General features: G+C 41.8%; 12 protein-coding genes. 6 read left to right on the top strand and 6 right to left on the bottom strand.

Annotated features, from left to right (window positions below; all coding sequences use genetic code 11):
• Positions 1–130 precede the first annotated feature (130 nt).
• Positions 131–1,087 carry a hypothetical protein gene (locus AC6JA8_RS06860; RefSeq protein WP_497976394.1) on the bottom strand — a complete coding sequence of 319 codons (957 nt, stop codon included), beginning with the start codon at positions 1,085–1,087 and terminating at the stop codon, positions 131–133.
• A 116-nt stretch (positions 1,088–1,203) separates the two neighbouring features.
• Between AC6JA8_RS06860 and AC6JA8_RS06855 the strand changes: the two genes are divergently transcribed.
• Positions 1,204–1,506: a hypothetical protein gene (locus AC6JA8_RS06855; protein ID WP_497976393.1), complete on the top strand. Its 303-nt coding sequence runs from the start codon at positions 1,204–1,206 to the stop codon at positions 1,504–1,506.
• Positions 1,507–1,572: 66 nt separating this feature from the next.
• Entirely contained in the window at positions 1,573–1,875 is a 303-nt protein-coding gene (locus tag AC6JA8_RS06850; protein ID WP_102243097.1) for a hypothetical protein, read from the top strand.
• 80 nt (positions 1,876–1,955) lie between these two features.
• Here AC6JA8_RS06850 and AC6JA8_RS06845 read toward each other — a convergent pair whose 3' ends face one another.
• Positions 1,956–3,539, bottom strand: a complete 1,584-nt coding sequence (locus AC6JA8_RS06845; protein WP_497976392.1) for a HAMP domain-containing methyl-accepting chemotaxis protein — start codon at positions 3,537–3,539, stop codon at positions 1,956–1,958.
• A 167-nt stretch (positions 3,540–3,706) separates the two neighbouring features.
• Positions 3,707–4,039: a thioredoxin family protein gene (locus AC6JA8_RS06840; protein WP_497976391.1), complete on the bottom strand. Its 333-nt coding sequence runs from the start codon at positions 4,037–4,039 to the stop codon at positions 3,707–3,709.
• A gap of 211 nt (positions 4,040–4,250) precedes the next feature.
• On the opposite strand from AC6JA8_RS06840, the gene AC6JA8_RS06835 reads away from it, so the two are divergent.
• Entirely contained in the window at positions 4,251–4,739 is a 489-nt protein-coding gene (locus AC6JA8_RS06835; RefSeq protein ID WP_497976390.1) for a hypothetical protein, read from the top strand.
• A gap of 32 nt (positions 4,740–4,771) precedes the next feature.
• Here the strand turns inward: AC6JA8_RS06835 and AC6JA8_RS06830 are convergent, their stop codons facing one another.
• The gene (locus tag AC6JA8_RS06830; RefSeq protein ID WP_497976389.1) at positions 4,772–6,334 is read right to left on the bottom strand and encodes a HAMP domain-containing methyl-accepting chemotaxis protein; all 1,563 of its coding nucleotides are present in this window, start codon (positions 6,332–6,334) and stop codon (positions 4,772–4,774) included.
• Positions 6,335–6,537: 203 nt separating this feature from the next.
• Between AC6JA8_RS06830 and AC6JA8_RS06825 the strand changes: the two genes are divergently transcribed.
• Entirely contained in the window at positions 6,538–7,845 is a 1,308-nt protein-coding gene (locus AC6JA8_RS06825) for a S8 family peptidase (RefSeq protein ID WP_497976388.1), read from the top strand.
• A 4-nt stretch (positions 7,846–7,849) separates the two neighbouring features.
• Here the strand turns inward: AC6JA8_RS06825 and mtgA are convergent, their stop codons facing one another.
• Together mtgA and AC6JA8_RS06815 are read right to left on the bottom strand one after the other, a co-directional pair.
• Positions 7,850–8,743: a monofunctional biosynthetic peptidoglycan transglycosylase gene (gene mtgA, locus AC6JA8_RS06820; protein ID WP_497976387.1), complete on the bottom strand. Its 894-nt coding sequence runs from the start codon at positions 8,741–8,743 to the stop codon at positions 7,850–7,852.
• Between the two features lie 41 nt (positions 8,744–8,784).
• On the bottom strand, positions 8,785–9,294 hold the full coding sequence (locus tag AC6JA8_RS06815; RefSeq protein ID WP_497976386.1) for a MarR family winged helix-turn-helix transcriptional regulator: 510 nt from the start codon (positions 9,292–9,294) through the stop codon (positions 8,785–8,787).
• A 71-nt stretch (positions 9,295–9,365) separates the two neighbouring features.
• On the opposite strand from AC6JA8_RS06815, the gene AC6JA8_RS06810 reads away from it, so the two are divergent.
• Positions 9,366–10,682 carry a TolC family protein gene (locus AC6JA8_RS06810; RefSeq protein ID WP_497976385.1) on the top strand — a complete coding sequence of 439 codons (1,317 nt, stop codon included), beginning with the start codon at positions 9,366–9,368 and terminating at the stop codon, positions 10,680–10,682.
• A 20-nt stretch (positions 10,683–10,702) separates the two neighbouring features.
• Entirely contained in the window at positions 10,703–11,554 is an 852-nt protein-coding gene (locus tag AC6JA8_RS06805; RefSeq protein WP_497976384.1) for an HlyD family secretion protein, read from the top strand.
• Positions 11,555–11,564 lie beyond the last annotated feature (10 nt).

Below are 11,564 nucleotides of genomic sequence, written 5' to 3'. Positions count from 1 at the left end.
TTTATTCAATTAAATCTTTACAATTATTGCACAAATTTTACAGAGCGTACGAGTTGTCGTCAATGAAAAGTGACCCAAAGCTCGGGAATTTTAGTCAGGTTTTTTTTGACGGGATGCTAGCGAGAAGATTCTATTTAGAGACAAATCTGTCACAACGACTCTTGAAATCTTCGAACATAAGACGGAAATCCTGGGTGTCCTTCAGAGTATCTGAACTAGCAGGCGCTCTTCCCAGCTTATCTTGCATAAGAGTGATGCGGTTTTGGTCGTTTTTGCAGACGCGATCCATGATATTGACGTATTCCTTCACCGCAGCAACCGGGTATGGAAGGCCCCAGGCCGATGAAATAAACAAAGCTTCGTTACCAGAAGCTTGAGGTATATCTTTTTCGTTTACTGCAAACTTCTCCAGGTCCTTTTTCAGACCATCAAAATGATGACCCACTTTGTAAAATTCCTGGATACCAAGTTCTTTGGAGATGGCCCCTACCTTTTGGTCGTAAACCTTAGGGCAGTTTGAGCGCGAGAAACCTTCTCCCGGAAGCATTTCCTGAAGAACCTTGCACTCCACCATATAAGCGTCTACTTCACCGCCACGGCCTTCGACCGTGCTTTTAATGAAGTCTTTTAAATGGAAGCGGGCATCGTATGGGTTAAATGGCTCGCGGTAGGTGTAATGGGTTAGTTCATGGGCGAAGTCCAGCATCGCATCCAGGGTCTTTAGGTGCTTATTCAGGTAGACCTTAGAGCGGGTCTCGTACATCACCTGGGCCGGGTTAGAAGCTGAAAAACGGCGAATCAGGGTCGTGTCCGTCAAGGAGCCGTCGCCGATTGCGACCACATCAAAAAGAGTGTACCCCTGTTGGGCCGCTTTCTGAGTGGCCTTTTCAATAACCTTTTTTCCCGTCGAAACGCGCTTAAGCCCCTCAACCAGGCGCTTAAAATTCTCTTCATCTGAACGGTTTTTCTTATACCAAGGCTCATTGAAATTGATGTCTTCACCGGCATCCAGCATCTTCACCGCCTGCGCGTTGGCAGTCAGGGTAAAAGTCAGGGCAAGTAAAAGAATGGAAAGTAATCTCTTCATGTTCTGCCTTTATCGGAAGCTCACAGAAGAACTGAACAGGTAAAATTTACAAGATTACTTGAGGGTGCCGCTCAGGCATGTATGATCACACCATCAACATTTATTGGAGCCCCTGCATGAAAACAACGATTGCCCTACTTTCATTGGTACTTTCTGCTAATGTATTTGCTTACTCGCTAGCGGATTCAACAGTACTGACATCGGCTTCACCACTTCTTTCTTCTGCGACAACTTCAGGAACTATTCCTGAAAAACAAGCGGCAATGGTTATTAATGACTCTCAAGAATTCTTCCAGTCAGGAAAACTTTCAGTTTTTCTTTCACAAAAAATCAATGATGCAAAAGCAGTGAATGCTGGTGTGTCTGATGAAGAAGCACTGGATATGCTTATTAACGAAGCTCAATCAATTTTAAACTAAGACTATTAAACCACAGGCGCAGTGATCCCTACACAGCACTACTGCGTCCAAACTTTTGGAGACTTTATGAAAAAGACAATCGCTTTAATCGCTCTAGCTCTTTCTGCTAACGTATTTGCTTACTCGATCACTGATTCAACTGTTTTAACTTCAGCTTCACCACTTCTTTCTTCAGCGACAACTTCAGGTGAATTCCAAAAAGCTCAAGCGAACATCGTTCTTAACGACGCTCAAGAGTATATGCAATCAGGAAGACTTTCAGCTTTCCTTTCTCAGAAAATTGCTGATGCACAAGCTATCAACGAAGGTGCTTCTGAGTCAGACGCACTTGAAATGTTACTAAACGAAGCTGAATCTATTTTAAAGTAATTTTTGATTTTTAGATTCTAATAAAATGAAGAAAGGCCGCGGTCGATTTTAATCCCGCGGCCTTTTTATTTTGAACGATATTAAGCGGCCTGTTTACCGTGAACTGTCTGGTAAAGCTCTGATGACATTTCTTTTAGAACGTCAGCGCGGCTTGAAAGGTCTTTTGCCGCTTTAGCTACAGAGTGAGTAACAGTCGAGTTTTCATTCGTCGCTACATCAATCTGCCCCATAGCATTAGTGATCTCCTCGATCCCTTTTGACTGCTCACTTGAAGCTCTTGCAATCTCTTCGATCAGACCATTAACTTTTGTCGTATTTTCTACAACCAGATCAAACATCGTACCGCACTTAGATGCGACAGTCTGGCTCTTTTGCACTTTTAATTTTGCACTTTGAACGAATTTTTCTACGTTCGTTTTATTTTCAGCAACGATTGAATCTACCTTTCTGATACTCTCATCAACGATCGCTGAAATCTCACTCGCTGAGCGACCACTCATCTGCGCCAGATTCCCTACTTCTTCAGCTACAACCGCGAAACCTTTTCCGTTTTCACCAGCTCTTGCAGCTTCAACTGAAGCGTTGAAAGACAGAAGTTTTGTCTGGAATACGATATCGTTGATCACTTTTGTTTTAGCTGCAATTTCATTGATAACCGAAGTGATCTCTGCGATACGACGGTTCCCTTCTTCGATTGAGGCCATGATTTCTTCGTTACCACGGCTTACCTCATCTACTGACCTGATCATTTCTTCTACGGCCTGTTTCCCCTGGATAACAGTCTCATGGCTTTGTGAAGACACGTTGGCCGATGTCGAACAGTTTTCCGAACTCTTTCTTACCATGGCCGTTAGCTCTTCAACTGAAACCGAAGTTTCCTGAACGGCAGCGGCCTGTTGAGAAACCGCTGATGAAAGCGTCTCACTCGATCCGGCAACTTGAGAAGAAGTTGAAGCGATGTCTTTTGCACCATCGGCCAGCACTTCTGCAATTCTATTTAATGTAGATGAAATAGCGCGCGAGAATAGGAATCCTGTCGCGATTGAGAAAATGAAACCAAGCACTCCTAAAGTAAGGATCGTTCTTTCAGCAAAGGCACTTTTTTCTTGTGCGCTTGCTACCCATTTTTTTGATTCCGCTTTTTGAAAATCAAGCAACTCTCCTAGAACTTTATAATACTCAAAGCGTGTTCCTTTGACAGCTTCGCTCATATAAAATTCCTGGAACAAGTGCTTGTCCTCAGCTTTTTGCATCTGAGCAAACTCTCTTCCCTTTTTTAAATCGGCCTCAAGCTTTTGCCATGTTTTATCAACTTTTTCATAAAGCTCGTGCTCACCCGGAACGAACTCTACTTTTCTATATTCATTATCCAGTTCATGATAGGTCTTAAGTGTTTCATCAAAACGACCTGCAAGTCGCTTCATTTCTTTCTCATTGTTACCAACGAGCGCACTTTGAATCATCAAGCTCATGACTTTATCAGACGTCCCCTTCATCTCTTCTAATAAAATAGCATTAGGAAGGTTGATATTGGCGACGTGTTCATACTTTTCATTCACATGCTGAAGACCTTGGTAACTAAAATAACCAACAACAGCGAGCGATACAGCAGAGACTGTAAAAGCAGCACGCATCTTCCAGTTTAAACTTCTTTTTTCAAACATAAATAAAACTCCCCTACGACAGAGACTGTGGATTTTCTAAAGCACACAATCGTAGTAAGTAGAGAAATACTTAAGTAAAATCCTCTTGAGTTTCTCTTATAAATGTAAGCGGATTTTTATTTAAAAATTCTTCGTCGAATTATTTCAAATAAGAGCAATTTATAATTCTAATAGTCTAAGTGAACGGCAGTTGAAAGAAATCGTGAAAAATTGTTTGATTGATCATAGCCTTTTATTTTGCTAACCATTTTTTTCCCGCGGAAATATATGAAGGTAGGCAAACTTTCGATGTCGTAAAAAGCAGAGATCTCTTCTTTGAGGTTGGGATTGTCTGAAAGGTTCAACTCATAAAAAGGCAAATCGTAATTTAATGAGCGAAGCTCGAGGATAGCGCGCTCACACTCAAGACTTTCGTCTTCAGTAATGATCAAAAGAGCATGCTCGATGATTTCTGCTCGTTTTAAAAAATCGCTAAATGTCTTCAGCTTTTGTGCTCTCATTTCATTTGGCAGAGTATTATAAAACCCCACCGCATACTAGGGCCCAAAGCAGAACTATGGATAACTCCATAATTTCTAGAGAAATAGTTGAGTAAATCTTTTGGTTATCTAAAGCTTTCAGGGCATAGTTAATATCTAATTTTGAGATTTCACAACGCGCAATAAAGGACGTACTTAGATCGAACCAAAATAATTTTTATCGGAGCTAAATATGAAATCAATATCTTTAATCGCGACTCTTTTGTTGGCGTTTGTGACAAATACTGCAAGTGCTGAACTTGTCACATGTTCTTCAGATCACGGGACTCAATGGGGTGACAAACTACCAGCTTTGGCCCTGGTGACTTTTGAGTTTGAAAAAAAAGGAAATCAAAGCTCAATGAAAAACGTCAATGGATTCGTTTTCGTCAAAAATCAGTGGGAAGACGCTGATGATACAAGCTTTAACGAAGAAAACAGCTACCGTGGCTACTTCGAGTTTGATGAAGTCAAAGCTAATCCAAACTACCGTCCACTAAAATATAAAGGACACGCTCAATTTAAAAACTTTGATGCCCGCTACACAGACGGACAAGAAAGTGGAATGTGGGGATCGTTTGTCGTTGAGCTAAAAGACGCCAAAGAGTTTAAAGCTCACTTCATCTTCCAGGCGGGAGATCACATTGGCGGAACAATTAGATTTACTTGTACAGAAGAATAAAAAAGGCCGGTTTATCCGGCCTTTTTTTATTTTTATGAGTGAGCTGTTTTACTGGTCATCATCCCTGAAAGCGATTTAATAACACTCTCGAGCTTCTGAACCTGATCCTGCAACTCTTTTGAAGATTCTAAATTCTCTTTGGAGATAACTGAGTTTTGCGAACTCGATTGATCCAAAAGCCCCATGGCCTTTGAAACTTCTGAAATTCCTTTTGACTGCTCTTTAACCGCTGTGGTGATTTCACTGATGAGCGTATTAATGTTTGAGGCCTGAAAAACGATTTCTTCCAATGCGCTTCCACACTTATTTGCAATTTGAATCCCTTGTTCAACTTTGTTTTTCCCGTCATAGGCCAGTGACTCTACTTTTGTCCTGTTTTCATTGACGATAACTTCAACTGTGTTCACGCTGTTTGAGAGCATGTCTGAGATTTCCTTGGCCGCATTTCCGCTCATTTCTGCCAGGTTCCCGACCTCCTCAGCTACCACGGCAAACCCTTTTCCTTGCTCGCCTGCTCTTGCCGCTTCAACGGAAGCATTGAAAGACAGAAGCTTGGTCTGAAAGACGATGTCGTTGATCACTTTCGTCTTCTCTTCAATGTCACCGATAACGCGAATAATGTCTCCGATGCGTTTATTTCCATCTTCAATCTGCCTCATCATCGCCGTATTGCTGTTGTTAATATCTCCCATTGCCGCCAGCATTTTTTCAATGGTCTCTTTTCCATTGCTCGCCGACTCAAAACTTACGCGGGCATTGCTGTCGAGCTGTCTTGAATTGGATTCTGTTGTACTAACGGTGGCCGTAATTTCTTCTAAAGCGGCCGCTGACTCCTGGAAAGCGCTTGATTGTTGCTCTGTAGAGGCCGACAGATTCTGAGCGGCCTGGGTGAGGTTGTCGGCCGTGTTACTGATGCGGTTAGATTCCTTAATAAGATTATCAATAATATCTTTTAACTGTTTTTGCTGATCTCTTACAACAACGGCAAAAAAGATTAAAAGGATAACGCCAATCACGAGAGAAACAATGTTGAGATACAACGACTGAGATTTAATAGCGGTAGCACTGACTGCAGATTCGGCCGAATCCGCTCGCACCAAATCTCCCAATGTCCCCAACTCTTTTTCCAACGCTTCAAATTTTTCATTAAAGGCCCCAAGACCTGCGCGGGCCTTCTCTTCATCTCCACTAAGAGCGATGTCGACGATTTCGCCGGCAGATTTCACATACTCAGCAATACGAGGAAGGGCCGGAGCGATGGCCGCTCTGGTCTCAGGATGAAGATTAAGCTTTTCAAGATTGTTGATATAATTTGTAATATTCTCGCCAAACTCTTTTGCTTCTTCTCTCGTTTCTTTTTTATCTTCTTCACTTCCTGTTTTAGAAACAAGGATCGCTCGGTAAACGTTTGCCCTAATCCCATCATGCATCATGTCGGCAAGAATCATATTACTGACACCTGGAAGTTGAACATCGACCAGATCGTTTACCTGAGTAACAAACCGGTTAGACGACCAAAACGCAATAGCGGCCGTCGTAATAAGAGTGATTACTAAAAAAACCATTAAGAGTCTTAATTTCGCACCAATTGTCATTGCCTACTCCATGAATATATACGCCTTTCTCGGCATAAATAATTAAGAATTAACTTAAGATTTACTGGAAATAAAAACTCCGCGAGAATTTGGGAATGATTAGTATATCTTACTTTGTCAAACAGTTGCCTTAATCGCTTGCGTATTGGGAAAGAGGAACACTACACTTTAAGACTAATCTTAAATTTCAAGGATGATGGAAAATGAAATTTTTATTGCTCTCAACTCTGGTTCTCTCTCTTTCATCACTTCAAGCTGCAGTCACGCCGACTGAGCTGGTGGTAAAAGTTAAAGCTGGAAAAACTCTTCCCGATTTTGGTTCACAATCAAAAGTTCAAAACCTTTTTGGAAATGTTTACGTTATCAGAAACAACGATGTTTCTGTTTTAGAGAAACAACTTAAGAATCACCCAAGTGTAGAATACACGGAAAGAAACTACCGCGCAGAGAAGTCTCCACTTCCAACTCCGGTACCGGCACCAAGACCGCCAGAAGAAAACAAATCAATGAATGCTCCTCAGTTCAACGACCCACAGGTTGGAAAAGTTTGGTCATTTGCTGATGCTGCTCAAAATGGTGTTTCAGTTAATGCTGCTTATAAAATCCACGGGACTTCAGCGACTGAGACAATCACTGTTGCGGTAGTAGACACAGGGATTGATACAACTCACGAAGACCTTAAAGATGTTCTTTGGAAAAACGAAGGTGAAATCCCAGGAAACGGAATTGATGACGACGGCAACGGATACGTTGATGACGTTTACGGTATCAACACTCTTGTTCGCGACTCTCAAGGGCGCGCAACTGGAAACAACAAAGACACTCACTCTCACGGAACTCACGTTTCCGGGACTATCGGTGCAAAACAAAATAATGGCATCGGTATCGCAGGTATCGCTTCAAACGTAAGAATCATGGGGATCAGAACTGTTCCAAACAACAGCGATGAAACTGATGTCGATGTAGCTGAGTCATTTATCTACGCTGCTAAAAATGGTGCAAAGATCATCAACTGTTCATTTGGTAAGAGATCAAATGAAGGTGGAAACTTAATTCCAGAAACTCTTAAGTACATCCAGGACAACTACGGTGTTCTAGTTATCGCTGCTGCCGGAAACGACTCTAGCGATATCGACAGAACTCCAACTTATCCAGCAAGCCACAAGAGTGACAACCTGTTGATCGTTGCCAGTACATCTAGCAGCGGAGCTATGAGCTACTTTTCAAACTACGGGAAAATTGGTGTAGACGTTGCTGCTCCAGGATCAAGCATCTACTCGACAACTCCAGGCAATAGATATGAATCTATGTCAGGAACATCGATGGCCAGCCCGACAACGGCAGGAGTTGCAGCTGAAGTTCTTTCTCACTACCCTAACCTGACTCCCGTTCAACTTAAACAAGTGCTCATGGACTCAGTAACAAAAGTAGACCGTTTTAAAGACAAAATGGTTGCAGGCGGACGCATCGACCTTCTCAAGGCGCTTGAGTTAGCTAGAACAATTAAGTAATTTTTTAATCGTTATTGTTATCTTCTGAGTGATTAGAAGATTCAGTCTGGGGAGCTTCGGCTCCCTTTTCTTTTTCCCCTTCCTCTTCACTGTCAAACTTCAAAGAAAAAAACTCTTTCGATTTTTCCTCTGGTGTCTCCAGTTGTTTGATCTCAGCTTTCGGTTCTGGAGTTGCTGCCACTAATGGCGGAGCTCTTCTTCCCATAATCTTGCGCTGGCGATTAGAAATATAACGGCTAGGTTTATCGATTCTAAACCTGATCGGGTTTGGTAAAACAGCGGCCATAAGAGCGGCCTGAGAAGAGTTAAGTTTACTGGCCGGTTTCTTAAAAAACTTCTGAGCAGCAGCTTCCACTCCGTAAACACCTTTACCTAATTCAATGACATTCAAATACACTTCCAAGATACGCTCTTTGGGCCAGAAGAATTCAATCAGGACTGTGAAGTAAGCTTCCATTCCTTTTCTAAGCCATGAGCGCGAAGGCCATAGGAAAACGTTTTTAGCTGTCTGTTGCGAGATCGTACTCGCCCCTTTTTTCTTCTTATGAGTCTTGTTGTACTGCATGGCCTTTTCAATGGCCTCAAAGTCAAAACCATTGTGCTGATAGAATTTATAGTCTTCGGCCTTGATCACTGACTGCTGCATGGATTTAGAGATCTGAGTGATGGGCACCCACTTTTTTTCAATCCCCACAAACTTATCTTCAGTAAAGATTGATGCGGTTGAGCGCCAGAACATTAGTGGAGTGTAGGCCACTGGAACAAAACGGTAGAATAAAACGACAAAGATGCTCAAAGCAAAGCACAGAAGGCCCAGGCGAATAGACCAGATAAATAGTCGTCTTATTGGCCCCTTCTTTTTGGGGCGCGGTGGTGTTTCAGGGATCGTGTCACTCATAGTAATTATGAGGATACCATTAAACTAAAAAAGCGCAGGAATTATTTTAAGTTGGCCACGACTTCAAGAAGCATTGGCACAAGCCTTCTTAGTTCTTTTTCATCTTCTTTAGGAAAATGTGAAAGGACTTCATCTTCAAGCTCTGTCCTCACCTTTCTCACCTTATCCAAGATGCTCCTTCCTTTTGGGGTCAAGGAAACAAACTTAGACCTGCGGTCATTGGGGTCTACTTCGCGCTTCACAAAAGTCAACTTTTCTAGTTTATCGATGATTTTAACAATCGTCGCCTTATCAATGCCCAGGTCCTGGCCTAGTGTAAGTTGATTGGTTACTACGCCGGTACTTAGGACATAAAGAACGGCACATTCAGGTGTCCCTAAATTGTAAAAAAGGTGGTTTCTCTTTTCCATCAAGGCCTTATAAAGCACAGCAGACTTATAGAGGCTGTAACCAAAGAAGGTCTTGAGCCCTGGATGAACAGTGGTTTCAAAACTTTGAGCGGTAAAGAGTTTGTTCTCAACTTTTTTTGTTTTTGTTACTTTTTTTCCCATGAATAGATTCTACCACAAATAGTTTGCTTCGCAAACGATTTAGGAGTAAAACCATCTTAGACGAGGTTTTTATGCAAAAAAATATAAGATTACATGCCCTTACTTACGGCGCAGCGATGCTTCTTACAGGCACTGCCCACGCTCTAACATTACAAGAAGCTATTAACGAAGCCCTTAACACTTCTCCTTCTGTGGAAAAAGCAAAAAGTGCAACTCTAGAAGCAAAATGGAAAAAAGTTGAAAACTACTCTGGGTTTCTTCCTACGGTTTCGGCAAATGCCAACTACCTTTTTGATAAAAAGTACGCACTGACAAACGTGAGATTAGGTAATGCGACAACGGATACAATCGTTCCGCAAATCGTTCCTAATTCACAACTGACTTTAACTGGGACTTATCCCCTGTTTGAAGGCTTCTCGAGTGTAAACCGCTACCAGGCCGCAAGCGAAAGCTACAATGCTGCAGCCAATGAAGAAAAATGGAATAACTTTAAAACAGAAATGGATGTCACGCTTTCTTATTATAGAGCGCTAGCAAACAAAATTCTTAAAGATGTGGCCGCTCAAAACTTAAAAGCTCTTCAGGATCACTTAAAAGATGTGAAGCTCTTTAAACAAAGTGGTATGGCCACAAACTATGATGTTCTTCGTGTAGAAGTTCAGGTTTCAAATGCTGAGTCTGATCTTTTAAATGCTGATGACAACATCGCTATCAGTGAACACAACCTGCTTGAGATCTTAGGGAAAGATTCAGGGACAGTTGATGTTTCTGGAGAGCTTCCGGTTCTGGATGAAAACCTGATGAAAAATATCACGGCAGCTGACATCCACAACAGAAACGATATTCAAGCACTAAAAGAAAGAGTCAACGCTCTTTCTTATGCTGATAAAGCACAAGACAGCTTCTGGGTTCCACGTATCGCGGCTTTCGGGCAGTACCAATACTACAACAACCTGAATGACTCTCTGACTGATACAGATAAATACCGTTCTGCTTACCAGGTTGGGTTACAACTTTCTTGGAACCTGTTTGATGCCGGTGTTTCATTTGCCCGTTCTAAACAAACGACAGAACAATTTGTTCAGGCCGAAAAAACTTACCGTATCACAGAGCTAAAAGCACAAAAAGACCTGGAAGTGTGGAAGAGAAAGTACAACTACTACGCTTCTTTATATAAGGCGAGAACCAATGATATCGCGAAATCAAAAGAAAGTGTGCGCCTTGCCCGTGAAGGACAAAGAGTTGGTGCAAGAACCAACACAGATCTTCTTGATGCAGAAGCGGATTTATACAAATCACAAGCTGGTGCTGTTAATGCCCAGTTGGGATACATTGAAGCACTAATCAATTTACAAACAGCAATCGGACAAAAAATTCATACATTTTAATTAAAAGAAGGACGTGACCAATGGACGCAAAAAAGAAAAAAATATTATCGATCGTAGGAGCTGTCGTATTAATTGTTGTCAGCTACCTGACTTATGAACACTTCGCTTACGTAACAACTGACAACGCTCAGATCTTCGGCCACAGTGTAATGCTGGCGCCAAAAGTTTCTGGTTACATTACATCGGTAAACGTCGTTGAAGGACAAAAAGTAGCTAAAGGCGATGTCCTTATCAACATCGACCCTCGCGATTACGAAAACAACCTTAAACAAGCTAAAGGTGAACTCTCTTCAGTTGAGGCCAGAAGAAGAGACGCTGAAAGAAACTACCGCCGCTTAGTAGACCTGCTTTCTAAAGGTGCTGTTTCTCAACAACAATTCGATACAGCTTCTGCTCAATATAATGATGTTAAAGCTAAGTACGATGCTATCGCGTCTCAAGTTTCTCAAGCTGAACTAAATCTTTCAAACACTAAAATCGTCGCTCCAACAGATGGATTCATCGCTAAAAAATCAGTCGAAGTTGGACAGCTGGCAGCTCCAGGTGTTCCTCTTTTAGGATTTGTTGATTCAGGAGAAAGATGGATCATCGCTAACTTCAAAGAAACTGAAGTTGAAGGGATTCGTTTAGACGCAAAAGTTGAAATCGATGTCGACGCAATCTCAGGAAAAACATTTGAAGGAAAAGTTGAAAGTATTTCAAGTGCAACAGGGGCCACATTCACTCTTCTTCCACCAGACAATGCTACTGGTAACTTCACAAAAGTTGTTCAGAGAATTCCGGTAAAAATTAAGATTGAAAAAGTAACACCAGAAGATATTGAGAAGTTAAGAACAGGACTTTCAGCATTTATTAAAGTACACAAACACTAGGTAGATATAT

This window comes from Bacteriovorax sp. HI3 (assembly GCF_059738875.1).
This window is presented reverse-complemented; position numbering and strand designations above follow the sequence as displayed.